This window comes from Pseudomonas sp. O230, from assembly GCF_045447035.1.
Classification (GTDB): domain Bacteria; phylum Pseudomonadota; class Gammaproteobacteria; order Pseudomonadales; family Pseudomonadaceae; genus Aquipseudomonas.
In genome coordinates this window covers 58,989-83,026 of the sequence record NZ_JBJGXN010000012.1, presented here as the reverse complement: position 1 = coordinate 83,026, position 24,038 = coordinate 58,989, and the positions used below count along the sequence as shown (strand labels likewise).

Below are 24,038 nucleotides of genomic sequence, written 5' to 3'. Positions count from 1 at the left end.
ACTACACAATTTTTAAGACTGTCATATTAATCTGCAAAGGGTGGAAGCGTCACCCTTTTCATGGTTTTTTGCCTCAGCAAACGCTCAAACGAGTTTACGCTTTGGGGACGAGACACTCGTCCAATGTCCATCCTGAGTCGGACGGCCAAATGGCATTCAATGCTCATCCCGTCACAAATCCATCATCAAAACGCCACAACGCCGACATGGCCTCAGCCGACACTGAGGTCATGACGACAGCTCTGCATATCACCCTGATCACCGAAACCTACCCTCCCGAAATCAACGGCGTGGCCAATACCCTTGGCCGCTTGTGCGACGGTCTGCGCGCGCGCGGGCATCAGGTGGAACTGGTGCGGCCACGGCAGGGTTGCGATCAGCAGCTGGGCAGCGACGATGAATTGCTGCTGTGCCGGGGCTGGCCGCTGCCGGGGTATCCGGGTTTGCAATGGGGTCAGTCGTCGATGCACAAGCTGTTGCGACGCTGGAAGCGCCAGCGCCCGGACGTGCTGTACATCGCCACGGAAGGGCCATTGGGATTGTCCGCTTTGCGTGCAGCACGGCGCCTGGGGATCTCGGTGGTCAGCGGCTTCCACACCAATTTCCAGCAGTATTCCAATCAGTACGGGCTCGGCTTGCTCACGCGTCTGCTGACCCACTACCTGCGCTGGTTTCACAATCGTTCGACCCTGACTCTGGTGCCGAGTGTCAGCCAGCGCCTGGAGCTGGAGCGCCGGCATTTCGAGCGGTTGGCATTGCTGTCGCGCGGGGTCGACAGCCAGCTGTTTCACCCGACTAAACGGCTGCAAGCGTTGCGTGATCAATGGGGCTTGGGTGAGAAGGACATTGCCGTCATTCACGTAGGACGCCTGGCACCGGAGAAAAATCTTGGTTTGCTCAAGCGCTGTTTCGACAGACTGAAAACGACTTATCCACAGCGAAACCTAAAACTGATCATCGTCGGTGACGGTCCGCAACGAGTGGCTCTGGAGCAGGAATTGCCCGAGGCGATTTTCTGCGGTGCACAGCGCGGCGAAGCCTTGGCCAGCCACTATGCGTCAGGGGATGTGTTTTTGTTTCCGAGCATGACCGAAACCTTCGGCAATGTGGTGCTTGAGGCACTCGCGTCAGGGTTGGGCGTGGTGGCCTACGATCAGGCGGCAGCGGCTCAGCATATTCGCCATGGCTACAACGGCGTGCTGGCGATGCCGGGAGATGAGGAAGCGTTCAACGATGCCGCGACCTGGTTGTTGGAGAAGCGCGAAACCTTGCGTTGCGTGAGGCTGAATGCGCGACAGCATGCGAGTCGCCAGGGTTGGGCGGCGATTATCGAGCAGTTCGAGGGGCAGTTGCGGGGGGCTTGTGTTGGGGAGGTGGTGGTGCCGAATGCACCGACCGTACCTTGAGATCTTTGGTGATATTGAATCAGTCTTCGCGGGCAAGCCCGCTCCCACAGTGTTCGAGGTGAGCACAAACCATGTGTCCGCCACAAAATCCTGTGGGAGCGGGCTTGCCCGCGATGAGGCCAGTGAAGGCGCCGCTTAAACCAGCGTCATCAACGCTTCACGGCTGAACGGCAGGATGTCGCCCTCACGCCCGTCACGCACTTTCTGCGCCCAGTCCGGGTCCACCAGCAGCGCACGCCCTACCGCTACCAGATCGAACTCGTCGTTGTTCAAACGCTCCAGCAGTTTTTCCAGGCTGGCCGGCTGCGCGATCTTGTCGGTGTTGACCATAAACTGCAGGAACTCGCCATCCAGGCCGACGCTGCCGACGGTGATGGTCGGCTTGCCGGTGAGCTTGCGGGCCCAGCCGGCCAGGTTCAGTTCGGAACCGTCGAACTCCGGCTCCCAGAAACGGCGTGTCGAGCAGTGGAAAATGTCCACGCCGGCCTCGGACAACGGCTTGAGGAATTCGCCCAAGGCCTCCGGAGTTTGCACCAGACGCGCGGTGTAATCCTGCTGCTTCCACTGCGAGAAACGGAAGATGATCGGAAAACCTTCACCGACTGCCGCACGCACAGCCTGGATCAGTTCGATGGCGAAACGCGAACGGTTGGCCAGGTCGCCGCCGTATTCGTCGCTGCGCTGATTGGTGCCTTCCCAGAAGAACTGGTCCACGAGGTAGCCGTGGGCGCCGTGGATTTCCACGCCATCCATGCCGATGCTCTGGGCATCCTTGGCGGCCTGGGCAAACGCGGCGATTACGTCCTGGATGTCTTGCTTGGTCATGCCGTGAACCACGACCTGGCCGTCCTTCAATTTTTCCGACGGACCGTAACCCGGCACGCTCGCGTCCGGCTCGGTGCCAATGCGACGCACGCTGCCGACATGCCACAGTTGCGGCACGATCTTGCCGCCTTCTGCGTGTACCGCGTCCACGACTTTCTTCCAGCCGGCCAGCGCGGCTTCACCGTAGAAATGCGGCACGTTCGGGTAGCCGTTGGAGGCCTTGTGGCCGACGGTGGTGCCCTCGGTGATGATCAAGCCAACGCCAGCGGCGGCGCGACGACGGTAGTACTCGATCACTTTGGAATTGGGCACGCCACCCGGCGAGAACGAACGGGTCATCGGCGCCATGACGACACGGGTCGGCAGTTCAAGGGTGCCGAGGTGGAACGGTTTGAACAGGGCTTTGACAGGCATGGGACGCTCCACGGGAATAGACTTTATGACGGCGATAATATGGAGAGTCCGTCGCAATGAACAGCACTATTGATTTCCGTGATTAAGATCTAAAAGTCACACGAAACTGTAGGAGTCGGCTTGCCGGCTCCTACAGTAGAGAATCAGCTCAGGGCTTTTTCGATCGCCTGAATGACACTCGGATCATCCGGCGCCGTGCGCGGCGAGAATCGCGCCAATACGCGACCGTCCTTGCCGAGCAGGAATTTTTCGAAGTTCCAGGTGATGTCACCCGGAAACTCGGCACCCTCGCCCGCCAGCAGGCGATACAACTGATGACGCTCGTGACCGTTGACTTCCAGCTTGCTGGACAACGGAAAGGTCACGCCATAGTTGAGGCTGCAGAACTCCTGGATCTCTTGCTCGGTGCCTGGTTCCTGCCCGGCAAACTGGTTGCACGGCAAGCCCAGCACGCTGAAACCCTTACCTTTGTATTGCTGGTAGAGGTTTTCCAGCGCCGCGTATTGTGGGGTCAGGCCACATTTGGAGGCGACGTTGACCACCAGCACGACGTTCCCTTTGAAGGGCGCCAGCGGAAGCTCCTGACCATCCAGGGCTGTCAAATTAAGGTCGTGAAAAGCACTCATGACGAACTCCAAATTCCCGTGTTCTTCTCGAAACAGCCTCTTGGCGGTGTCACCAGGGACAGCCGCGGACTAAAAAGGCGCCCTCGGGCGCCTCTCCAGTTATCTGAGCTTAGCGCAGAAAATCAGTGGTGATGGCCACCTTCGCCATGGACGTGACCATGAGCGACTTCTTCCTGGCTGGCATCGCGGATGTCGATGATCTTGACCTGGAAATTCAGGCGCTGACCGGCCAACGGGTGATTGCCGTCGACGGTGACATCGTCGCCGTCCAGATCACGAATGGTGACGATCTGCATCTGGCCGTCCGGCGCGGAAGCGTGGAACTGCATGCCCACTTCCAGTTCGTCAACGCCTTCGAACATGCTGCGGCTCAAAGTGCTGACCAGTTCAGCAGCGTACTCGCCGTAAGCATCTTCAGGTTCAACGGCTACGGTCAGCTCGTCGCCGACTGCTTTGCCTTCCAGAGCCTTCTCCAGGCCCGGGATGATGTTGCCTGCACCTTGCAGGTAGACCAGCGGCGCGCCGCCGGCGGAGCTGTCGATGACCTCACCAGCGTCGTTGGTCAGGGTATAGTCGATGGAGACAGCCTTATTGGCGGCGATCAGCATGGGGCGAGACCTTTTGCATAAGAATTTAGAAAGACCAAGTTTAGCGAAGCAATCGTCCGAAAGCGAACACAACCCGGACAGACGGAACGCGGCGCAAGCCTCAACGGTCACCGGTTTTCATCAGGACGAGGACGGGCATTGGGTGGCCGAGCTTTCCTGTGGCCACACGCAACACCTGCGCCACCAGCCGCCGTGGCAATCACGCGCCTGGGTCATGGACCCACTGCAGCGCCATGAAAAAATAGGTCAACCCTTTGATTGCGGGTGGTGCGCACAGGGCTCGGTTAGCGATAACCTTGGCGACTGAATTTCGGTAGATCGTCAGCTATAGATGATCACCTTTGTCATGCTCCTTTAGAGAATCCGCATGCAAACTTTTTTTATCGCACCCACCGATTTTGGTGTGGGTCTGACCTCCATCAGCCTCGGGCTGGTGCGCACCCTCGAGCGCGCCGGCCTCAAGGTCGGCTTTTTCAAACCGATCGCCCAGCCCCATCCGGGCGACACCGGGCCTGAGCGCTCCACCGAACTGGTGGCGCGCACCCACGGTTTGAAACCGCCGCAACCGCTGGGTCTGGCACACGTCGAGCGCATGCTGGGCGACGGCCAGCTTGACGAGTTGCTCGAAGAAATCATCACCCTTTATCAGCAAGCGGCCATCGGCAAGGACGTGCTGATCGTCGAAGGCATGGTCCCGACCCGCAGCGCCAGTTACGCCGCACGGGTTAACCTGCATTTGGCCAAGAGCCTCGACGCCGACGTGATCCTGGTCTCGGCGCCGGAAAACGAAGTGCTGACCGAGCTCTCCGGCCGCGTGGAATTGCAGGCGCAATTGTTTGGCGGTCCGAAAGACCCGAAAGTCCTCGGCGTAATCCTCAACAAGGTCAAGACCGAGGAAAGCATGGAGGCCTTCGCCTCGCGCCTGAAAGAGCATTCGCCGTTGCTGCGCAGCGGCGATTTCAAACTGCTCGGCTGCATCCCGTTCCAGCCGGAACTCAACGCCCCCCGCACCCGCGACGTCGCCGACCTGATGGGCGCGCAGATTCTCAACGCCGGGGATTACGAAACCCGGCGCATGACCAAAATCATCATCTGCGCGCGCACCATGCGCAACACCGTGGAGCTGCTCAAGCCCGGCGTGCTGGTGGTGACACCCGGTGATCGCGACGACATCATCCTCGCCGTCAGCCTCGCAGCCATGAACGGCGTGCCATTGGCCGGCCTGTTGTTGACCAGCGACACCCTGCCCGACCCGCGCATCATGGACTTGTGCCGTGGCGCGTTGCAGGCCGGTTTGCCGGTGTTGTCGGTGAGCACCGGTTCCTACGAGACCGCCAACCAGTTGAATGGTTTGAACAAGGAAATCCCGATCGACGACCGCGAGCGGGCGGAGATCATCACCGACTTCGTCGCCAGCCATCTCGATGCCAACTGGCTGCACCAGCGCTGCGGCACGCCACGGGAAATGCGCCTGTCGCCCGCGGTGTTCCGTTATCAATTGATCCAGCGCGCCCAGGCCGCCAACAAGCGCATCGTGTTGCCCGAAGGCAGCGAGCCGCTGACCGTGCAAGCGGCAGCGATTTGTCAGGCGCGCGGCATTGCCCGTTGCGTGTTGCTGGCGAAACCGGCGGACGTCGAAGCCGTGGCCCGTGCCCACGATATCGAGCTGCCGCCGGGCCTGGAAATCCTCGACCCGGACCTGATCCGCGAACGCTACGTCGAGCCAATGGTTGCGCTGCGCAAAAGCAAAAGCCTCAACGCGCCGATGGCCGAGCAGCAACTGGAAGACACCGTGGTGATCGGCACGATGATGCTGGCGCTGGATGAAGTCGACGGCCTGGTGTCCGGGGTCATTCACTCCACCGCCAACACCATCCGCCCGGCCTTGCAGCTGATTAAAACCGCACCGGGCTGCACCCTGGTGTCATCGGTGTTCTTCATGCTGTTCCCCGAAGAAGTGCTGGTCTACGGCGACTGCGTGATGAACCCGCACCCGAGCGCCAGCGAACTGGCCGAGATCGCCCTGCAAAGCGCCGACTCGGCTGCGGCATTTGGCATCACGCCACGGGTGGCGATGATCAGTTACTCCAGCGGCGAATCGGCCAGCGGCGAAGAAGTCGAGAAGGTCCGTGAAGCGACGCTGCTCGCCCACGAACAACAGCACTCGCTGCTGATCGACGGTCCGTTGCAATACGACGCCGCCGCCAACGAAACCGTCGCCCGGCAACTGGCGCCAAACAGTCAGGTCGCCGGACGCGCCACCGTGTTCGTGTTCCCCGACCTGAACACCGGCAACACCACCCACAAAGCCGTGCAACGCAGCGCCAATTGCGTCAGCCTCGGGCCGATGCTGCAAGGTCTGCGCAAACCGGTGAATGATTTGCCGCGCGGCGCGCAAGTCGACGACATCGTCTACACCATCGCGTTGACCGCGATTCAAGCTGCCAACCGACCTATGGATCTTTAAATGCTGGATTTTCTACCTGCCGTCGTGCGCGGCGTCATTGCCTCATTGTTGCTGGCACTGAATACGATTCTTCTCTGCTCGTTTCTGTTCTGCGTGGCGATCTTCAAGGTGCTGCCCTTCGCCCTCACTCAGCGTTTCACGCGCTGGTTGATGAGCCACACCCATGAAGCCTGGATCAGCAACAACAAGGCCTGGATGAACCTGGTCTGCCGCACTCGCTGGCACCTCAGCGGCCTCGAAGGGCTGGACTATCAGCACTCATACCTGATCACCAGCAACCACCAGAGCTGGGTCGACATCATGGTGCTGCAATACGTGCTCAACCGTCGTATCCAGCCGCTGAAGTTCTTTCTCAAACAGGAGCTGATCTGGGTGCCGGTGATTGGTCTGGCCTGGTGGACGTTGGGCTTTCCGTTCATGAAGCGCTATTCCAAGGCCTACCTGGAAAAGCACCCGGAGAAGAAAGGCAAGGACCTGGAAACCACCCGCAAGACTTGCGACAAGTTCCGCAATAACCCGGTGGGGATTTTCAACTTCGTCGAAGGCACGCGGTTTACTGAAGGCAAGCATGCCCAGCAGAAATCCCCGTTCAAGTACCTGCTTAAACCCAAGGCAGGCGGCATTGCGTTTGTGCTGGACGCGATGGGTGAGCAGCTGGAGTCGATCGTCAACGTGACCATTCACTATCCGGGTGGGCGTCCGGGTTACTGGGATTTGCTGTGCGGGAACGTTGCGGACGTGGTGGTGCATTTTCAGGAGCTGAAGATTCCACCGCAGTTCATCGGCAAGAATTACGACCAGGATGGCGAGTATCGGTTGCAGTTCCAGGGCTGGATCAATCAGTTGTGGGAAGACAAGGATGCGTTGCTGGGGCAGATGCATCGGGAGTATCCAGCCAAACACTGACCTACTGTGGGAGCCAGCCTGCTGGCGATAGCGGGTTCACATTCAGCAGATTTATTGCCTGATTCACCGCAATCGCTAGCAGGCTAGCTCCCACAGTTGACCGAGTTGACCCACAAAAAAAACCGCCAATGATCACTCATCGGCGGGTTTTTCATCGGGAATTTTGGTAGTTACCGATTGTGCTGCTTAATCTGGCGCCCAACTTGTGAACAGCTGAGCAATATCTAGTTTATAAATGTGGCCCACTAAACATAACCATCACTTCCGCCCGAACAACAACCGTACCCATCGCCATTATCGTCAGCCCCCCTACTTCCATCACCAAAATCAAGTGGACCAATGGTAACAACCGGGATTATGTCAGGACGGGGGGCGGGTATGACAGGCACTGCATGGGGATAATAACTGCTGCCAATGCCGCCACTACTACCCCCAGTCTCAACCTCTGTTACTTCTACTTCTACTTCTGACACGCCCCCTACCTCTACCTCTGCCTCTGCCTCTGCCTTTTCCCCGACATCGATATTACCAATGGTTTCATTGGAAACAGCCATAGTAACTGCCCGTAACTCTCCTGTTTCAGGTATCCAATAACAGCCAAGCATTTGATTGACATACTCGTCTCTTAGCGTATTGCTATGAACGATTTGCCTGTCGGGGGCGCAGGAATAATCAAGATAACTGTCCATTGGATTGTCTTTAAAAAAGTTTGCAGCGTTTGTCGCGATTTTTTTAATTGTTTCCGAGTCAACAACTGAAGCCAACCCGGAGATGATGGTAACTATGGCTAAACCAGCAACAAGCGCAGGGGCGGCCCCACCTAGAATTGCCATTGTAGCAATCACACCAGCGACATTCCCAACAAGACTAATAACATCACCCGCCTTGATCTCGGCCCCATCTCTGATATCTACCCCAATCTTAAGAAACGTAATTGTTCCCGCCACAATGTTCGCCGGCATGCTAACGATCGGAACATAAGGCCCTGCAAGTTTTGTCACTGAGGTCACACTTGCTATTACAGCGCCAGTTTGAGCCGACTGATTCAACAGCACCATTCCAGTCCCGTTAACCAGAAACTGATCTGCCACCGCAGTCGCGCCCGAGCCGACGGTTACACCATCATTAACAACACTTACAAATAATACGGCTTTCCCTGCCATAACTTACTCCTTGATAACAGTTTTAAAGGCAAGCGTCATTCTTACTTGATCACACTTAACCGAAGGAGATCTCGCAGCATGTGGAATGCGCCCATCGAAAATCACCACCCGTCGTGATTTAGGAAGCACAGACTTGATGGTGTTCTCTTTCTCATCATCATAGAAAACAAGCTCCCCTCCCCAAGAGGTCGGCCAATGTTCATTACAGAAAATGATTACCGTCAGCCCGGGGTGCGTTTTGTTATCCCGGTGAATAATCGTGTCTTGACCAAACGTCTGCCCATTTGCATAAACGCCCAACAAGGTAATGTTGAAGTCATGTAATTTTGACAACCTCTCCCAAAACCCAACCAGAAAACGCCATGATTCGTTACTGCCCAGTTCCTCTACGCAAGACTGCCGATCAGGGCGGCCTTTACCGGCAATAAAAACATGCCAGCAAGGTCTAATAAAAGGAAGCTCCTCATAATTTGGCCAGTTGTATCTCCAGACCGCGCCTTTGAGCTGAAGGTTTATGCTCTCCTCTTCACTTCGGGTCAAGAACTCGTCAATTACAAATATTTTGTTATCAATCCGATCGATTTTCACGCGCTATCCTTTTTGCTAAAAGCCTATTCCAAACACCATTCTTAAAAAGCACAAACAGCAAATACAGAAAACCAATACCCAATGTAACAATCAAAAAATAATTTACAGAATTGCTATATTGCGCCCACTCCAGTATATCTTTCCGACTTATTAACAACCCTAGCTCATCATCATACACCCCCCAAATAAATCTCTTACTCCGATCCGGCTCAACAGCGACCCATAGCTTTCGCGACTTGCTAAAATCCAAGTGTTTAACAGCACGAGTAGACGCTTCGATAACATATTCATACGCTTCATCATCTGGCCCAATCCTGAGATACAAATTTGACGTAGTTTTTGAAACCTCCGAAATACTTCTATATACAAAAGCGCTTTTCAAAACTACTTTTTTTGGAACCAGAGGAATTTCTACAATCCTCCCAAAATAATGAAATGAGATAACAGAAAAATAGAACAAAATAATTATCAAAAAAACAATTTCAAAAGTACTAAGCACATGCCCATCAGGAATGGATAATATTTTATTTCGCACACCATAATTCCTCGATCGCCAACATAAGCAATTCTAATTCACATGTATATTCTTCATATAAAGCTGACAATCAAGCGCATCTACTCTGCCAACAACACTATTCCCATTTTCGAATTAATAAAACTTACCCATTTCCGATATTCGTGTAGTCCAAATCCGATAGCGTCAATGATGCTGGCAGTTCACAGCCATGTCAGAACTCCCGGGGCTTGGCCGGCCTGAATGGCGAGTATCGGTTGCAGTTCCAGGGCTGGATCAATCAGTTGTGGGAAGACAAGGATGCGTTGCTGGGGCAGATGCATCGGGAGTATCCAGACACCTAAGATCAAAAGATCGTAGCCTTCGGCAGCTCCTACAGGTGTATACCAATCCCCTGTAGGAGCTGCCGAAGGCTGCGATCTTGGCGATTCAAAGGACACAAAAAAACCCGCCGATGATCACTCATCGGCGGGTTTTTTATTGACGGCTAACGCTTAGATCGCGCCGCGGCTACGCAACAGATCCAGCACTTGCTTGACGCTTTCTTCCAGCGACAGCGACTGGGTGTCGACCACGAGGTCGGCATTCAGCGGTACGTCGTACGGGAAGGATTCGCCCGGAATGTTATCGCCGCCAGCGGCGTACAAACCTTGCGGATCACGCTCGGCACAGACCGTTGGCGAGGCCTGGACGTAGACCGTCAGCAGACGCTCCTTGCCAATCAGTTCCCTGGCCTGCTCACGACCTTCGGCACTCGGTGCGACGAACGCAGCGAGGGTCAGCAGACCGGCTTCGTTGAACTGACGTGCAACGTGCGCGGCACGACGCCAGTTCTCGGTACGCCCGGCGCGATCCTGTGGCAGACCTTTGTTCAGGTCATGACGCAGGTTCTGGCCATCGAGCACAAACACCGCGCGGCCCAGGTCGAACAACTTGCGTTCAACCGCATAAGCCAGGGTGCTTTTGCCCGCGCCCGACAAACCGCTGAACAACACGGTGGCCGGCTGCTGACCGAAACGCTGAGCGCGTTCTTCGGTGGCAACGTGCGCCAGTTTGCCGTGGTGCGTGCTGCTGCCATGCGCCAACGGCTGAGCGATGATCATGCCGGCCGCAACGGTGCCATTGGTCAAGCGATCAATGACGATGAACGAACCGGTGGTGCGGTTGCTCGCGTAACCGTCCAGCGCGATGGCGGCATCGAGGCTGATCTTGACCCGACCGATCTCGTTCAACTGCAACGCGCTGGCCGGACCTTCTTCCAGGGTGTTCACGTCAACGCGGTTGACGATGCTGGTGATCGAACCCGGCACGTACGTCGTGGCGCGTTTGATGTCGTATTTCTTGCCCGGCAGCATCGGTTCTTCGGCCATCCACACCAGCATGGCGTCGAAGGCGTCAGTCACTTGCGGCAGGTTGTCGGCGTGCACCAGCAAGTCGCCGCGAGAGATGTCGATCTCGTCTTCCATGGTCAGCGTCACCGCTTGACCCGGGCCTGCGTGTTCCAGTTCACCTTCGAAGGTGACGATGGATTTCACGCGGCTGCTCTTGCCCGACGGCAGCACCACGACTTCATCGCCCTTGTGCACGACGCCGCTGGCCAGGGTGCCGGCGAAACCACGGAAGTTCAGGTTCGGACGGTTGACGTACTGCACCGGGAAACGCAGGTCGGTGTAGTTACGGTCGTTGGCGATCTCGACGGTCTCGAGAATTTCCATCAGCGACTGGCCGGTGTACCACGGCGAGCGCTCGGACTTGTTCACCACGTTGTCGCCTTTCAGTGCCGACATCGGCACGAAGGCCATGGTGGTCGGCTTGAACGCGATGCCGTCGGCGAACTTCAGGTAATCGGCCTTGATCGACTCGAACACGCTTTCGTCGAAGCCGTTGAGGTCCATCTTGTTGATGGCGACCACGATGTGCTTGATGCCCAGCAACGAGGCGATGAAGCTGTGGCGACGGGTCTGGGTCTGCACGCCGTAACGGGCATCGACCAAGATGATCGCCAGGTCACAGGTGGACGCACCGGTGGCCATGTTGCGGGTGTACTGCTCATGGCCAGGGGTGTCGGCGATGATGAATTTGCGCTTGGCGGTGGAGAAGTAGCGGTAGGCGACATCAATGGTGATGCCCTGCTCACGCTCGGCCTGCAGGCCGTCGACCAGCAACGCCAGGTCGATGTCTTCGCCGGTGGTGCCGACTTTTTTCGAGTCGCGGGTAATGGCTTCCAGGTGATCTTCGTAGATCATCTTGGAGTCGTGCAGCAGGCGCCCGATCAGGGTGCTCTTGCCGTCGTCGACGTTGCCACAGGTCAGAAAGCGCAGCATTTCCTTGCGTTCGTGCTGGCCCAGGTAGGCGAGGATGTCCTCGCTGATCAAATCAGATACGTGCGACATGACAACCCCTTAGAAATAACCCTGACGTTTCTTTTCTTCCATCGAGCCTGCGCCATCGTGGTCGATGACCCGGCCCTGGCGTTCGGAAGTTCGCGTCAGGAGCATTTCCTGAATGATGTCGGTCAGGCTGGTGGCCTCGGACTCGACCGCACCGGTCAGCGGGTAGTCACCCAGTGTGCGGAAACGGACTTTCTTCTTGACGATGCGCGCCTTGTCTTCGTCGCTCAGGTGATTGAGCAGGCGTTCGTCGTCGATCATGATCCAGGTGCCATTCATCTCGATGACGTCGCGCTCGGCGGCGAAATACAGCGGCACGATCGGGATGCCTTCGAGGTAGATGTACTGCCAGATGTCCAGTTCGGTCCAGTTCGACAACGGGAACACACGAATGGATTCGCCCTTGTTGACGTTGCCGTTGTAGACGTTCCACAACTCGGGACGCTGGTTTTTCGGGTCCCAGCGGTGCTTGGTATCGCGGAAGGAATACACGCGCTCTTTGGCACGGGATTTTTCTTCATCGCGACGAGCACCACCGAAAGCGGCGTCGAAACCGTACTTGTCGAGGGCCTGCTTGAGGCCTTCGGTTTTCATGATATCGGTGTGTTTGGCACTGCCGTGGGTCAGCGGGTTAATGCCCTGCGCGACGCCATCGGGGTTGACGTGAACGATCAGGTCCAGGCCCAGTTCTTCGACCATGCGGTCGCGGAACGCATACATTTCCTTGAACTTCCACCGGGTGTCGACGTGCATCACCGGGAACGGCAGCTTGCCCGGGAAGAATGCCTTGCGCGCAAGGTGCAGCATCACGGCGGAATCTTTACCGACGGAGTACAGCATCACCGGGTTATCGAACTCGGCGGCGACCTCGCGGATGATGTGGATGCTTTCGGCCTCCAGCTGTTTCAGATGCGTCAGTTTGTCGACCATGGCTACTCACGAAAACGATCTTATGGACGGCCAGCGGGCCGTGTTCGAGCGAGGAATCCTAGCACAGCGACCTCTTCTAATCAGGACGCCAGCTAGATCGAAAGGGTATATGAATATACCCCCTCGTTTGGGCTACGCGGCCCCCTGTGGGAGCGGGCTTGCTCGCGAATGCGGACTCACATTCAACATTGATGTCGATTGACACACCGCTTTCGCGAGCGAGCCCGCTCCCACATTTTGATCAACGGTGATCTCAAATCGGATTCGGGCAATCGATGAAGATGTGCTCCAGCGCAAACCGTCGTGCCAGGTAATCCCCCAGCGCCTGCACACCGTAGCGCTCGGTGGCGTGGTGACCGGCGGCGATGAAGCTGATGTCGTTTTCCCGGGCGCTGTGGAAGGTTTGCTCGGACGCCTCGCCGCTGAGGTACAGATCGACGCCCGCCAAAACCGCCTGATCGATATAACCCTGGCCGCCACCGGTGCACCAACCGACCCGACGAATCATCTCGCTGCCCTCGATCAGCAACGGCTCGCGGCCCATGACCTCCTGCACGCGGCGGGCAAAATCACGCGGCGTCAGCGGTTCGTTCAACGAGCCGACCAGACCGACAATCTTCAGGTTATCCGGATCCAGCGGCCCTTCGACGGTGATGTCCAACTGACGGGCGAGCTGCACGTTGTTGCCGACTTCCGGGTGCAGGTCCAACGGCAGGTGATAGGACAGCAGGCTGATGTCGTGCTTGAGCAGGGTTTTCAACCGACGCTGCTTCATGCCGGTGATGCACGAGTTCTCGCCCTTCCAGAAATAGCCGTGATGCACCAGCACCAGATCGGCCTGTGCTTCGACCGCCGCATCCAGCAACGCCTGGCTGGCGGTAACGCCGCTGACGATGCGCATCACCTGCGGCCGACCTTCGACCTGTAACCCGTTGGGGCAATAATCGGCAATCTTTGCGCTGTTCAGGTAACGGTCGGCTTCTTCGACCAGGGTGTTCAGGGCGACGGCCATAAAAGACTCCTAAATATCCCGTTCAGAGGCGCGCGCGGCCTCGTATAATGCGCGACATTATGGGCGGTCTCTAACCGCCTGCAACCTCTCAGGACGTGCTTAATGCTCAAGGCGCTGCGTTTTTCCGGCTGGCCGCTGTTGGCCGGCGTGCTTATCGCTCTGTTGATCATCCAGCGTTACCCGCAGTGGGTCGGGCTCCCGAGCCTCGACGTCAACCTGCAGCAAGCCCCGCAAACCACCACCATGCAACAGGGTCCGGTGTCCTATGCCGACGCGGTGACCACGGCGGCGCCGTCGGTGGTGAACCTGTACACCACCAAAGTCGTCAACAAGCCAAACCATCCGTTGTTCGAAGACCCGCAGTTCCGCCGCTTCTTCGGCGACAACTCGCCTAAGCAGAAGCGCATGGAATCGAGCCTCGGCTCCGGCGTGATCATGAGCCCCGAAGGTTACCTGCTGACCAACAACCACGTGACCAGCGGCGCCGACCAGATAGTCGTGGCGTTGAAGGACGGGCGTGAAACCCTGGCCCGCGTGATCGGCAGCGACCCGGAAACCGACCTCGCGGTTCTGAAGATCGATCTGAAAAACCTGCCGTCGATCACCGTCGGCCGCTCGGACAACATCCGCATCGGCGACGTCGCGCTGGCCATCGGCAACCCGTTCGGCGTCGGCCAGACCGTGACCATGGGCATCATCAGCGCCACAGGCCGTAACCAGCTGGGCCTGAACAACTACGAAGACTTCATCCAGACCGACGCCGCGATCAACCCCGGCAACTCCGGCGGCGCGCTGGTGGACGCCAACGGCAACCTGACCGGGATCAACACGGCGATTTTCTCCAAGTCCGGCGGTTCGCAAGGCATCGGTTTCGCGATCCCGGTCAAACTGGCGATGGAAGTGATGAAGTCGATCATCGAACACGGCCAGGTGATTCGCGGCTGGCTCGGTATCGAAGTGCAGCCGTTGAGCCAGGAGCTGGCTGATTCGTTCGGCCTGTCGGGACGTCCGGGCATTGTGGTCGCGGGAATTTTCCGTGACGGTCCGGCGCAGAAGGCCGGCCTGCAACTGGGCGATGTGATTCTTGCCATCGACGGCGAACCGGCCGGTGATGGTCGTCGCTCGATGAACCAGGTGGCGCGGATCAAGCCGACCGACAAAGTCACGATTCAGGTGATGCGCAACGGCAAGGAGCTCAAGCTCACCGCTGAAATCGGCTTGCGCCCGCCCCCGGCGCCCGCGAAGGAAAAAGAAGAGGAGTAAGCGCTAGCCCGAGGCATTCGGGCTAACAGCAGACATTCTCATTAGACATGTTATATTGTTTCAATATCACTATTGGAACAACATAACATGTCGTCTCGAACAATGGTTTCTGTGGCAGGTCTTGCCTTTGGCCTGCTCGCAGATCCGGTCTTCGCCGAAGACTCCAGCCCGCTCGAACTGGACGCCATCAGCGTCACCTCCGACTACGAATCACCCACCGGCCCGGTCAAAGGCTACCGTGCGACCCGCTCCGCCAGCGCGACCAAAACCGACACGGCCCTTCGCGACATCCCCCAATCCATCAGCGTGATTCCCGCCAGCGTGCTCAAGGACCTCGGCAGCAGCAGCGTTGAGCGCGCATTGGATTTTGCCGGCGGCGTGTCGAAGCAAAACAATTTCGGTGGCCTGACGCTCTACGAATACAGCGTGCGTGGCTTCACCACCTCCGAATTCTACAAGGACGGCTACAGCGCCAACCGTGGTTACCCGAGCACACCGGACGTGGCCAACATCGAGCGCATCGAAGTGCTCAAAGGTCCGGCCGCCAGCCTCTACGGCCGTGGTGATCCGGGTGGGACGGTGAACATCGTCACCAAGAAACCGCAGCCAGAAACCTTCACCGTGTTGCAGACCAGCGCCGGCAGTCGGGACCGTTATCGCACCGCGCTGGACGTCAACACACCGCTGGATGACGACGGCAATCTGTTGTCTCGCGTCAACCTGGCGGTCGAGGACAACCACAGTTTTCGCGATCACGTTCAGAGCCAGCGCGTGTTCATCGCGCCCTCCTTCAGTTGGCAACTGAACCCTGACACGCAGTTGCTGGTGGAGAGCGAATTCGTCCGTCACCGCTCGACGTTCGACCGTGGCATCGTCGCCCCGAACAACACGTGGAGCGGCGTCTCGCGCTCGACCTTCCTCGGCGAACCCAATGACGGCGACATCGACAACCACAACAACAACAACAACAACAGTCTGCAGGCCGCGCTTGAACATCAGCTCAACGATGGTTGGAAGCTGCGTCTGGCCAGCCATTACAAAGAAGGCAAACTCCGGGGCTTCGCCTCCGAGACGCGGCCGCTGAATGCCAACGGGCACACGGTCAATCGACGCTACCGCGAGCGTGACAATGATTGGCACGACAGCATCACCCAGCTCGAATTGCGGGGTCTGTTCGACCTCGGGAGCTGGCAGCACGAACTGCTGATCGGCAGCGAATACGAGAACTACCGCAAGAACGAACGGGTGACCACGATTGCCGGCGGTGCCTACGCCATCGACATTTATCAGCCGGTCTACGGCCAACCGAAGCCCAACGGCGCTCGCTCAGGCACGGACTTTTTCGAGCATGTCGAAAGCCAGGCGCTGAACGTGCAGGACCAGATTGTCTTCACCGACAAACTCCGCGGCTTGCTCGGTGCGCGCATCGAACATTTCCAGCAAAGCATCGACGATCACACGCGCGGGGCGACCAGTCGCCAGAACCACGATGCGCTGACTCAACGGGCCGGCTTGCTCTACCAACTGACGCCTGAAGTCGGTGTGTTCGCCAACGCCTCCACCTCGTTCAAACCGAACAACGGCCTGGACGCTGCCGGCAAATCCTTCGATCCGGAAGAAGGTGTCGGCTATGAAGTCGGGATCAAGAGCGAGCTGTTCGACAATCGCCTGAGCAGCACCCTCGGCGCTTTTCGGATCGACAAGGAAAACGTGCTGGCCCTCGATCCGGGCACCGACACCAGTCGCGCCATGGGCAAGGCGCGCAGCCAGGGTTTTGACCTGCAAGTCACCGGACAAGTGAGCGACGCCGTGCGGGTGATCGGTGCGTTTGCCTACATCAACGCCGAAGTCACCAAGGGCGACAAGGTCATTCCGGCCGGTAGCCGCATCCTTGGCGTCGCCAGGCGCAGCGGCAGCCTGCTGGGGGTTTATGAATTCCAGGAGGGCCGTTTGCGCGGTTCAGACCTCGGCGCGGCATTTACCTATGTCGGCGATCGCTCGGGTGAAGCCGGCGCTGATTTTGAACTGCCGGCTTACCACACCGTTGACCTGCTGGCCCATTACAAGGCCAGCGACAACGTCACCGTGGGCCTGAACCTGAACAACCTTTTCGACGAGAAATACTTCGAGCGCTCTTACAGCAACTACTGGGTCAATCCCGGCGAGCCGCGCAATTTCACCGTCAGCCTGACACTCAAACTGTAAAAGGACGTCACCATGCACCCTCTCAAACCCTTGGCACTGCTCGGTTTGCTCTTCGCCACTGAGGTCTCCGCCCATGGCCTGTGGACCGAACAACGCCGCGGCAACATCGAAGTGGTTTACGGCCACGGCGCCGAGGACAACGCCTTCAAACCGGAAAAGATCAGCGGCGCCTGGGCCTATGACGTCAGCGGCAAAATGATCCCGGTGACCGTGCAACGCCTCGCTGACCACGCACGCCTGCAACCGCTGAAACCGCCGGCCGTCATGGCCGTGGCGCTGGACAATGGAATGTGGTCACAGACTGCCGATAAAAAGTGGATCAACCAAGGACGCCGCAAAGTACCGGGCGCAATCGAGTCGACCCAGACGTTCAAGTACAGTCTGGCGATCTACCAACCGGGGGCGAAATTGCCGTCGCTTGATCAGATGAAACTGCTGATTTTGCCGGAGGTTGATCCGCTGACGGTCGGCCCGGGCAAATCGTTGCCGGTGCGCGTGCTATTGGATGGCAAACCGGTGGCGGGGGTGAAGTTGACAGGCGATTACCGCAGCGCGCCGAATACGTTGAGCACCGAAACAGACGCGCAAGGGCGGGCTCAGGTGTTGGTGCGTAATGAAGGGTTGAATGTGATTGCGGCGCAGTTGGAAGTCCCGGTGAAGGACAGCGCTGACGTGAATAGTCGGGGATTGTTCAGTTCGCTGACGTTTCTGGGCGAGCCGCATCACGAGTAAGGCTGGAGGTCGGCGGTGCTTCATTCGCGAGCAAGCCCGCTCCCACAATAGATCCGTGTCGTACACAAATCCAATGTGGGGGCGGGCTTGCTCGCGAAGTGATTTACAGGTCGCCGAGCCCGTCGATCAGTGCCTGGTTCTGCTCAGGCGTGCCGATGGAAATCCGCAGGAACTGCGCAATCCGCGCTTGCTTGAAGTGCCGAACGATCACGCCCTGCTCGCGCAACTTCGCCGCCAGCCCCGCTGCATCGTGCTGCGGATGACGGGCGAAAATGAAGTTCGCCGCCGACGGCAGCACTTCAAAGCCTTTCGCCTGCAATTGCGCGATGACCCATTCACGGTTTTCGATCACCAGACGGCAGGTCTTGTCGAAGTACTCACGGTCCTCGAACGCTGCCGCAGCACCGACATTTGCCATGCGATCCAGCGGATAGGAGTTGAAGCTGTTCTTGATCCGCTCCAGCGCCTCGATCAGGTCCGGATGCCCCACCGCCAGACCGACCCGCAGACCGGCCAGCGAACGGGACTTGGACAAGGTTTGAGTCACCAGCAAATTCGGATATCGGTCCACCAGACTGATCGCCGTCTCGCCTCCAAAGTCGATGTAAGCCTCATCCACCACGACCACCGAATCCGGGCTGGCCTTGAGGATTTGCTCGACCGCGTCCAGCGCCAGCAGGCAACCGGTCGGGGCGTTCGGGTTCGGGAAGATGATCCCGCCGTTCGGCTTGGCGTAATCCGTCGGGTTGATCTGGAACTGTTCGTCCAGCGGCACCGCGTCGAACGTGATGCCATATAGCCCGCAGTAGACCGGGTAGAAGCTGTAGCTGATGTCCGGGAACAGCAACGGTTTATCGTGTTGCAGCAAACCGTGAAAGATGTGCGCCAGGACTTCATCGGAACCGTTGCCGAGGAACACCTGACTGCCCTGCACGCCGTAATACCTGGCGACGGCTTGCTTGAGCACATCACTGTTCGGGTCCGGGTACAGACGCAGGTTGTCATTCAGTTCGGCCTGCATCGCCGCCAAGGCTTTGGGCGACGGGCCGTACGGGTTTTCATTGGTGTTGAGCTTCACCAGTTTCGTCAACTTCGGCTGCTCGCCCGGCACGTAAGGCACCAGATTCTTGACGAAGGGGCTCCAGAATTTACTCATGTTCAGTTCCCCTGCCCTTGTGGAAAATCTTCGTCAACGATGCGGTATTCGGCGCTGCGAGCGTGGGCGGTCAGCGACTCGCCACGGGCCAGCACGGAAGCGGTCTTGCCCAGTTCCGACGCACCCTGCTCGGAGCAGAAGATGATCGACGAGCGTTTCTGGAAGTCATAAACACCCAGCGGCGAGGAGAAACGCGCAGTGCCGGAAGTCGGCAATACGTGGTTCGGACCCGCGCAGTAATCGCCCAAGGCCTCGGACGTGTGACGGCCCATGAAGATTGCGCCAGCGTGGCGGATTTGCGGCAACCACGCTTGCGGATCGGCGACCGACAACTCCAGGTGCTCCGGTGCGATGCGGTTGGCCACTTCGATGGCTTGTTCCATATCGCGCACCTGAATCAGCGCACCACGGCCATTGATCGAGGTTTCAATGATCTCGGCGCGCTCCATGGTCGGCAACAGTTTGGCGATGCTGGCGGCGACCTTGTCGAGGAACCCGGCGTCCGGGCTGACCAGAATCGCCTGGGCATCTTCGTCATGCTCGGCCTGAGAGAACAAGTCCATCGCGATCCAGTCCGGATCGGTCTGGCCGTCGCAGACCACGAGGATTTCCGACGGGCCGGCGATCATGTCGATGCCGACCTGGCCGAACACGTGACGCTTGGCGGTGGCGACATAGATGTTGCCCGGGCCGACCACTTTGTCGACCTTCGGCACGCTTTCGGTGCCATAAGCCAACGCGGCAACGGCTTGGGCTCCGCCAATGGTGAAGACACGGTCGACGCCGGCGATGCAGGCTGCGGCCAACACCAGTTCGTTGATTTCACCGCGCGGGGTCGGCACCACCATGACCACTTCGGTCACGCCCGCCACTTTGGCCGGGATCGCGTTCATCAGTACGGACGACGGATACGACGCTTTACCGCCCGGGACATAAAGACCGGCGCGATCCAGCGGCGTGACCTTCTGGCCCAGCACGGTGCCATCGGCCTCGGTGTAGCTCCAGGAATCCTGTTTCTGCTTTTCGTGGTAACTGCGTACGCGGGCGGCGGCTTTTTCCAGCGCTTCACGCTGCGGCACGGTGATCCGGGTCAGCGCCAGTTCCAGGCGCTCACGCGGCAGGATCAAGTCGGCCATCGAGGCGACTTGCAGGCCATCGAACTTCTGGGTGAATTCCACCAGCGCCGCATCGCCACGCTCGCGCACGGCCTTGATGATGTCCAGCACCCGCTGATTGACCGAGTCGTCAGACACACTTTCCCAGCTCAGCAGATGATCCAGATGATGTGCGAAATCCGGGTCAGCAGCGTTGAGTCGGCGAATTGCAGTCGGTGCGGTCATAGCGAGAGCCTCATAGGAATGGCAAAAACTCAGGCGCCCTAACTTAGCAGTCGTTTCCGCTTGGGCACCTGAGATTCTGGCTATGAGGCGGATAGACGGGCGCGACTCAAGGTCGCGCAGGTGAATCAGCCGCGGTGTCGAGACTCCACTGCCTTGCGCAGGGTGTCGATCAACGCCTGGATACGGGCGTGCTGCATTTTCATCGAAGCTTTGTTGACGATCAGCCGGGAGCTGATGTCGGCAATGAAATCCTGGGGCTCCAGGCCATTGGCACGCAGGGTGTTGCCGGTGTCGACCACGTCGATGATCTTGTCCGCCAGACCGATCAGCGGCGCCAGTTCCATCGAGCCATACAGCTTGATGATGTCGACCTGACGGCCCTGTTCGGCGTAGTAGCGTTTGGCAACGTTGACGAACTTGGTCGCCACCCGCAACCGGCCCTTGGGCTCGACGTCGCCGACACGGCCAGCGGTCATCAGCTTGCAGAGGGCAATTCGCAGGTCCAGTGGTTCGTACAAACCCTGGCCGCCATATTCCATCAACACATCTTTACCGGCGACGCCCAGGTCAGCGGCACCATGCTCGACGTAAGTCGGCACATCAGTGGCGCGCACGATCAGCAGACGTACGTCGGGCTGGGTCGTGGGGATGATCAGCTTGCGGCTCTTGTCCGGATTCTCGGTCGGCACGATGCCCGCTTCAGCCAGAAGCGGCAGGGTGTCGTCAAGGATGCGGCCCTTGGACAGTGCGATGGTCAACATGGGAAACGTCAGTCCTTATCAGGCTACTGATGCCCGGTCGCAAATGGCGCCGGACACACATCGAGGGCTCTCTCAATAATGAAAAGACGCCCCCGACTTGAAACGAATTCAACGGGCACATCCTTATGCCCATGCAGCAAAAAACTAGCCCGGTACGCGGCGGATCTTGGCGCCGAGCATCTGCAGTTTCTCTTCGATGCACTCGTAACCACGGTCGATGTGGTAGATGCGGTCGATCAGGGTGTCCCCTTCAGCGATCAGTGCCGAGATCACCAGGCTGGCCGAGGCACGCAGGTCGGTGGCCATGACTGGCGCGCCTTTCAGCTTCTCGGTACCGGTGACGATGGCGGTGTTGCCTTCGACCTGGATCTTGGCGCCCATGCGGTGCAGTTCGTAAACGTGCATGAAGCGGTTTTCGAAGATCGTCTCGATCACGGCACCGGTGCCTTCGGCAATGGCGTTGAGCGAGATGAACTGCGCTTGCATGTCGGTCGGGAACGCCGGGTACGGAGCGGTACGCACGTTGACGGCTTTTGGCCGCTTGCCGTGCATGTTCAGCTCGATCCAGTCTTCGCCCGAGGTGATTTCGGCGCCGGCTTCACGGAGTTTTTCCAGAACGGCTTCGAGGATCGTCGGATCGGTGTCCTTGACCTTCACACGACCGCCGGTAACAGCGGCGGCGACCAGGTAAGTGCCGGTTTCGATACGGTCCGGCATCACTTTGTAAGTGGTCGGGTGCAGACGCTCGACGCCATCGATGGTGATGGTGTCGGTGCCGGCGCCAGTGATCTTGGCACCCATGGCGATCAGGAAGTTCGCCAGGTCGATGACTTCCGGCTCGCGAGCGGCGTTGGCCAGCACGCTGCGGCCCTTGGCCAGAGCAGCGGCCATCATGATGTTTTCGGTACCGGTCACACTGACGGTGTCGAAGAAGAAGTGCGCGCCGCGCAGGCCGCCTTCAGGCGCCTTGGCCTTGATGTAGCCGCCTTCGACGTCGATGACCGCGCCCATGGCTTCAAGACCACGGATGTGCAGGTCCACCGGACGCGAACCGATGGCGCAACCGCCAGGCAGTGCGACTTCGGCTTCACCAAAGCGGGCAACCATCGGACCCAGCACCAGGATCGACGCACGCATGGTTTTAACCAGTTCGTACGGAGCGATCAGGGTCTTGATGGTGCGCGGGTCGATTTCGACGCTGAGTTTCTCGTCGATCACCGGCTCGATGCCCATGCGACCGAACAGCTCGATCATGGTGGTGATGTCGTGCAGGTGCGGCAGGTTGGCAACCGTCACTGGGCCATCGCACAGCAGGGTTGCAGCCAGGATCGGCAGGGCAGAGTTCTTTGCCCCGGAGATGCGGATCTCGCCATCAAGACGAGCGCCACCGGTAATAATCAATTTATCCATAAGAATCTCGACGCCCTTGGGCTCAGGTGCGCTCGGCCCAGGCCGCGCTGCTGAAAAATTTCATAGTGACCGCATGGATGCTGCCATCGGTGATCCATGGGTTCAAATGGGCATAGATCTGCTGCTGACGCTTCACCGGGCTCAACGCCGCCAGTTCATCGCTAATCACGTTCAGCTGGAAATTGCAGCCTTCGCCCTCAACTTCTACGTGCGTTCCGGGCAGCTTTCCTTCAAGGAAGCTCTTCACTTCTACGGCCTGCATGCTCAACCTCAATCGGCGCCCTGTGCGCGCGGGTCGGACATCATACAAAAAAGCCCCGCGCCTGCGAACCCCGCTAAGCAGGACTCTGACGGGGGGCTTCTCTGTCGATGCGGTTAGGGATGCGCCAACAGCTCGGTCAATTCGCTGACCTGAGCGATTTCGCGCATGTCTTCGGGCATCGCGCGGATGCTCAACGCCTTGCCGGCCTCCTGCGCATCCCGGATGAAACACAGCAGCAACGACAAGCCGACACTGCTGGACTTCAACACCGCCGAGCAATCCACCACCAGTGTGGCGGCCTTGCTGGCCTTGATCAGCGCCTGTCCCTGCTTGCGCAGGCCGGGACCGGTGCGGTAATCCAGCATGCCGCTGAGCATCAGCTCACCGGATTCGCTCATGCGAATGGCCGATACACTCATTGGGACTGCTTCTCGCTGGCTTCCTTGGCTTTGGCGACTTCACCGGCCCAACCATTGATGGTCTTGTCCAGGTCGTTGCCATTGCGCTGCATCGCATCAGCGAACTGGTCGCGGAACAGCTTGCCAATATTGATGCCGTTGATGATCACGTTACGCAACTTCCACTCGCCGTCGATCTTTTCCAGTGTGTAAGACACCGGATAGATCGCGCCGTTGCTGCCTTTGACCGTCATGCCAACGCTGGTGCGGTCTCCCGACTCATCCTTGGCAGGGTCGACGACGATGCCCTGGTTGTTGTACTCCAGCAAGGCGTTGCCATAGAACTGGAACAGGCCTTTCTTGAAGTTTTCTTCGAAGGTCTTCATTTGCGCAGGCGTGGCCTTGCGCGAATATTTGACCGTCATGATGCTCTTGGAAATACCCTCGGCATCCACGACAGGGCCGACGATGGTGTTCAGCGCCGTGTAAAAGTCCTGCGGGTCCTGCTTGTACTTCTCTTTGTTGGCCGACAGATCCGCCAGCAACCGGGTCGTGGTGTCCTGTACCAGTTCGTGCGCGGAAGGCGCCGCCACGGCGTTAGCCATCAACGGCAGGGCCGCGAGTAGTACCAAAAGGCCACGTCGCAAGGTAGAGATCATTCA

23 protein-coding genes and 1 pseudogene are annotated in these 24,038 nt (G+C 58.5%); 8 read left to right on the top strand and 16 right to left on the bottom strand.

Annotated features, from left to right (window positions below):
- Window positions 1-206 precede the first annotated feature (206 nt).
- Window positions 207-1,406 (top strand): glycosyltransferase family 4 protein, encoded by a 1,200-nt coding sequence (locus ACI77H_RS25420; RefSeq protein WP_407014365.1) that lies wholly within the window; start codon window positions 207-209, stop codon window positions 1,404-1,406.
- 135 nt (window positions 1,407-1,541) lie between these two features.
- On the opposite strand, the gene ACI77H_RS25415 is transcribed toward ACI77H_RS25420, so the two are convergent.
- The 3 genes from ACI77H_RS25415 to ACI77H_RS25405 all read right to left on the bottom strand — a co-directional run bounded on the left by ACI77H_RS25415 (window position 1,542) and on the right by ACI77H_RS25405 (window position 3,879).
- Window positions 1,542-2,645, bottom strand: a complete 1,104-nt coding sequence (locus tag ACI77H_RS25415) for an NADH:flavin oxidoreductase (RefSeq protein ID WP_407014364.1) — start codon at window positions 2,643-2,645, stop codon at window positions 1,542-1,544.
- 143 nt (window positions 2,646-2,788) lie between these two features.
- On the bottom strand, window positions 2,789-3,271 hold the full coding sequence (locus ACI77H_RS25410) for a glutathione peroxidase (RefSeq protein WP_407014363.1): 483 nt from the start codon (window positions 3,269-3,271) through the stop codon (window positions 2,789-2,791).
- A gap of 122 nt (window positions 3,272-3,393) precedes the next feature.
- Window positions 3,394-3,879: a peptidylprolyl isomerase gene (locus ACI77H_RS25405; RefSeq protein WP_045061434.1), complete on the bottom strand. Its 486-nt coding sequence runs from the start codon at window positions 3,877-3,879 to the stop codon at window positions 3,394-3,396.
- Here ACI77H_RS25405 and ACI77H_RS25400 point away from each other — a divergent pair.
- Genes ACI77H_RS25400 through ACI77H_RS25390 form a run of 3 tightly spaced genes read left to right on the top strand, consistent with a single transcriptional unit; the run spans window position 3,848 to window position 7,252 of the window.
- A complete protein-coding gene (locus tag ACI77H_RS25400; protein WP_407014362.1) occupies window positions 3,848-4,186 on the top strand; it encodes a DUF3565 domain-containing protein in 339 nt (112 codons plus the stop codon). The genes ACI77H_RS25405 and ACI77H_RS25400 overlap by 32 nt on opposite strands.
- Before the next feature lie 60 nt (window positions 4,187-4,246).
- Window positions 4,247-6,346 (top strand): phosphate acetyltransferase, encoded by a 2,100-nt coding sequence (gene pta, locus ACI77H_RS25395; RefSeq protein WP_407014361.1) that lies wholly within the window; start codon window positions 4,247-4,249, stop codon window positions 6,344-6,346.
- On the top strand, window positions 6,347-7,252 hold the full coding sequence (locus tag ACI77H_RS25390; RefSeq protein ID WP_407014360.1) for an acyltransferase: 906 nt from the start codon (window positions 6,347-6,349) through the stop codon (window positions 7,250-7,252). It begins immediately after the preceding gene.
- 245 nt (window positions 7,253-7,497) lie between these two features.
- Here ACI77H_RS25390 and ACI77H_RS25385 read toward each other — a convergent pair whose 3' ends face one another.
- Genes ACI77H_RS25385 through ACI77H_RS25375 form a run of 3 tightly spaced genes read right to left on the bottom strand, consistent with a single transcriptional unit; the run spans window position 7,498 to window position 9,538 of the window.
- Complete coding sequence (locus ACI77H_RS25385; RefSeq protein ID WP_407014359.1) at window positions 7,498-8,415, bottom strand: hypothetical protein; 918 nt, start codon at window positions 8,413-8,415, stop codon at window positions 7,498-7,500.
- A 3-nt stretch (window positions 8,416-8,418) separates the two neighbouring features.
- Window positions 8,419-9,003, bottom strand: a complete 585-nt coding sequence (locus ACI77H_RS25380) for a 2OG-Fe(II) oxygenase (protein ID WP_407014358.1) — start codon at window positions 9,001-9,003, stop codon at window positions 8,419-8,421.
- On the bottom strand, window positions 8,984-9,538 hold the full coding sequence (locus ACI77H_RS25375; RefSeq protein WP_407014357.1) for a hypothetical protein: 555 nt from the start codon (window positions 9,536-9,538) through the stop codon (window positions 8,984-8,986). The genes ACI77H_RS25380 and ACI77H_RS25375 overlap by 20 nt, the downstream gene beginning before the upstream one ends.
- 221 nt (window positions 9,539-9,759) lie before the next feature.
- Here ACI77H_RS25375 and ACI77H_RS25370 point away from each other — a divergent pair.
- A pseudogene (locus ACI77H_RS25370) lies at window positions 9,760-9,861 on the top strand (acyltransferase); the annotation flags it as partial.
- A gap of 150 nt (window positions 9,862-10,011) precedes the next feature.
- On the opposite strand, the gene cysN reads toward ACI77H_RS25370, so the two are convergent.
- The 3 genes from cysN to ACI77H_RS25355 form a co-directional block, all read right to left on the bottom strand.
- On the bottom strand, window positions 10,012-11,910 hold the full coding sequence (cysN, locus tag ACI77H_RS25365) for a sulfate adenylyltransferase subunit CysN (protein ID WP_407014356.1): 1,899 nt from the start codon (window positions 11,908-11,910) through the stop codon (window positions 10,012-10,014).
- 9 nt (window positions 11,911-11,919) lie between these two features.
- Window positions 11,920-12,837: a sulfate adenylyltransferase subunit CysD gene (cysD, locus tag ACI77H_RS25360; protein ID WP_090175435.1), complete on the bottom strand. Its 918-nt coding sequence runs from the start codon at window positions 12,835-12,837 to the stop codon at window positions 11,920-11,922.
- A 253-nt stretch (window positions 12,838-13,090) separates the two neighbouring features.
- Complete coding sequence (locus ACI77H_RS25355; RefSeq protein ID WP_407014355.1) at window positions 13,091-13,849, bottom strand: Nif3-like dinuclear metal center hexameric protein; 759 nt, start codon at window positions 13,847-13,849, stop codon at window positions 13,091-13,093.
- A 102-nt stretch (window positions 13,850-13,951) separates the two neighbouring features.
- On the opposite strand from ACI77H_RS25355, the gene algW reads away from it, so the two are divergent.
- From algW to ACI77H_RS25340, 3 genes are all read left to right on the top strand, one after another.
- A complete protein-coding gene (gene algW, locus ACI77H_RS25350) occupies window positions 13,952-15,112 on the top strand; it encodes a Do family serine endopeptidase AlgW (protein WP_407014354.1) in 1,161 nt (386 codons plus the stop codon).
- An 87-nt stretch (window positions 15,113-15,199) separates the two neighbouring features.
- Window positions 15,200-17,317, top strand: coding sequence for a TonB-dependent siderophore receptor (locus ACI77H_RS25345; RefSeq protein ID WP_407014353.1), 2,118 nt, complete (start codon window positions 15,200-15,202; stop codon window positions 17,315-17,317).
- A gap of 12 nt (window positions 17,318-17,329) precedes the next feature.
- Window positions 17,330-18,049 (top strand): DUF4198 domain-containing protein, encoded by a 720-nt coding sequence (locus tag ACI77H_RS25340; protein ID WP_407014352.1) that lies wholly within the window; start codon window positions 17,330-17,332, stop codon window positions 18,047-18,049.
- Window positions 18,050-18,152: 103 nt separating this feature from the next.
- Here ACI77H_RS25340 and hisC read toward each other — a convergent pair whose 3' ends face one another.
- From hisC to ACI77H_RS25305, 7 genes are all read right to left on the bottom strand, one after another.
- The gene (gene hisC, locus ACI77H_RS25335) at window positions 18,153-19,205 is read right to left on the bottom strand and encodes a histidinol-phosphate transaminase (protein WP_407014351.1); all 1,053 of its coding nucleotides are present in this window, start codon (window positions 19,203-19,205) and stop codon (window positions 18,153-18,155) included.
- A gap of 2 nt (window positions 19,206-19,207) precedes the next feature.
- A complete protein-coding gene (gene hisD, locus ACI77H_RS25330; RefSeq protein ID WP_407014350.1) occupies window positions 19,208-20,545 on the bottom strand; it encodes a histidinol dehydrogenase in 1,338 nt (445 codons plus the stop codon).
- A gap of 125 nt (window positions 20,546-20,670) precedes the next feature.
- On the bottom strand, window positions 20,671-21,306 hold the full coding sequence (gene hisG / locus ACI77H_RS25325; protein WP_007942738.1) for an ATP phosphoribosyltransferase: 636 nt from the start codon (window positions 21,304-21,306) through the stop codon (window positions 20,671-20,673).
- Window positions 21,307-21,450: 144 nt separating this feature from the next.
- On the bottom strand, window positions 21,451-22,716 hold the full coding sequence (murA, locus tag ACI77H_RS25320; protein ID WP_150633264.1) for a UDP-N-acetylglucosamine 1-carboxyvinyltransferase: 1,266 nt from the start codon (window positions 22,714-22,716) through the stop codon (window positions 21,451-21,453).
- Between the two features lie 22 nt (window positions 22,717-22,738).
- Window positions 22,739-22,978 (bottom strand): BolA family protein, encoded by a 240-nt coding sequence (locus tag ACI77H_RS25315; protein ID WP_131061198.1) that lies wholly within the window; start codon window positions 22,976-22,978, stop codon window positions 22,739-22,741.
- Window positions 22,979-23,091: 113 nt separating this feature from the next.
- Window positions 23,092-23,397 carry a lipid asymmetry maintenance protein MlaB gene (locus tag ACI77H_RS25310; protein ID WP_407014349.1) on the bottom strand — a complete coding sequence of 102 codons (306 nt, stop codon included), beginning with the start codon at window positions 23,395-23,397 and terminating at the stop codon, window positions 23,092-23,094.
- On the bottom strand, window positions 23,394-24,035 hold the full coding sequence (locus tag ACI77H_RS25305) for a phospholipid-binding protein MlaC (protein WP_407014348.1): 642 nt from the start codon (window positions 24,033-24,035) through the stop codon (window positions 23,394-23,396). The genes ACI77H_RS25310 and ACI77H_RS25305 overlap by 4 nt, the downstream gene beginning before the upstream one ends.
- Window positions 24,036-24,038 lie beyond the last annotated feature (3 nt).

What these genes read in the sequence shown, in the direction of transcription:
- ACI77H_RS25420 (WP_407014365.1), top strand. Translation starts at nt 207, where the DNA reads ATGGCCTCAGCCGACACTGAGGTCATGACGACAGCTCTGCATATCACC.
- ACI77H_RS25415 (WP_407014364.1), bottom strand. Translation starts at nt 2,645, where the DNA reads ATGCCTGTCAAAGCCCTGTTCAAACCGTTCCACCTCGGCACCCTTGAA.
- ACI77H_RS25410 (WP_407014363.1), bottom strand. Translation starts at nt 3,271, where the DNA reads ATGAGTGCTTTTCACGACCTTAATTTGACAGCCCTGGATGGTCAGGAG.
- ACI77H_RS25400 (WP_407014362.1), top strand. Translation starts at nt 3,848, where the DNA reads ATGGAGACAGCCTTATTGGCGGCGATCAGCATGGGGCGAGACCTTTTG.
- ACI77H_RS25405 (WP_045061434.1), bottom strand. Translation starts at nt 3,879, where the DNA reads ATGCTGATCGCCGCCAATAAGGCTGTCTCCATCGACTATACCCTGACC.
- pta (WP_407014361.1), top strand. Translation starts at nt 4,247, where the DNA reads ATGCAAACTTTTTTTATCGCACCCACCGATTTTGGTGTGGGTCTGACC.
- ACI77H_RS25390 (WP_407014360.1), top strand. Translation starts at nt 6,347, where the DNA reads ATGCTGGATTTTCTACCTGCCGTCGTGCGCGGCGTCATTGCCTCATTG.
- ACI77H_RS25385 (WP_407014359.1), bottom strand. Translation starts at nt 8,415, where the DNA reads ATGGCAGGGAAAGCCGTATTATTTGTAAGTGTTGTTAATGATGGTGTA.
- cysN (WP_407014356.1), bottom strand. Translation starts at nt 11,910, where the DNA reads ATGTCGCACGTATCTGATTTGATCAGCGAGGACATCCTCGCCTACCTG.
- cysD (WP_090175435.1), bottom strand. Translation starts at nt 12,837, where the DNA reads ATGGTCGACAAACTGACGCATCTGAAACAGCTGGAGGCCGAAAGCATC.
- ACI77H_RS25355 (WP_407014355.1), bottom strand. Translation starts at nt 13,849, where the DNA reads ATGGCCGTCGCCCTGAACACCCTGGTCGAAGAAGCCGACCGTTACCTG.
- algW (WP_407014354.1), top strand. Translation starts at nt 13,952, where the DNA reads ATGCTCAAGGCGCTGCGTTTTTCCGGCTGGCCGCTGTTGGCCGGCGTG.
- ACI77H_RS25345 (WP_407014353.1), top strand. Translation starts at nt 15,200, where the DNA reads ATGTCGTCTCGAACAATGGTTTCTGTGGCAGGTCTTGCCTTTGGCCTG.
- ACI77H_RS25340 (WP_407014352.1), top strand. Translation starts at nt 17,330, where the DNA reads ATGCACCCTCTCAAACCCTTGGCACTGCTCGGTTTGCTCTTCGCCACT.
- hisC (WP_407014351.1), bottom strand. Translation starts at nt 19,205, where the DNA reads ATGAGTAAATTCTGGAGCCCCTTCGTCAAGAATCTGGTGCCTTACGTG.
- hisD (WP_407014350.1), bottom strand. Translation starts at nt 20,545, where the DNA reads ATGACCGCACCGACTGCAATTCGCCGACTCAACGCTGCTGACCCGGAT.
- hisG (WP_007942738.1), bottom strand. Translation starts at nt 21,306, where the DNA reads ATGTTGACCATCGCACTGTCCAAGGGCCGCATCCTTGACGACACCCTG.
- murA (WP_150633264.1), bottom strand. Translation starts at nt 22,716, where the DNA reads ATGGATAAATTGATTATTACCGGTGGCGCTCGTCTTGATGGCGAGATC.
- ACI77H_RS25315 (WP_131061198.1), bottom strand. Translation starts at nt 22,978, where the DNA reads ATGCAGGCCGTAGAAGTGAAGAGCTTCCTTGAAGGAAAGCTGCCCGGA.
- ACI77H_RS25310 (WP_407014349.1), bottom strand. Translation starts at nt 23,397, where the DNA reads ATGAGTGTATCGGCCATTCGCATGAGCGAATCCGGTGAGCTGATGCTC.
- ACI77H_RS25305 (WP_407014348.1), bottom strand. Translation starts at nt 24,035, where the DNA reads ATGATCTCTACCTTGCGACGTGGCCTTTTGGTACTACTCGCGGCCCTG.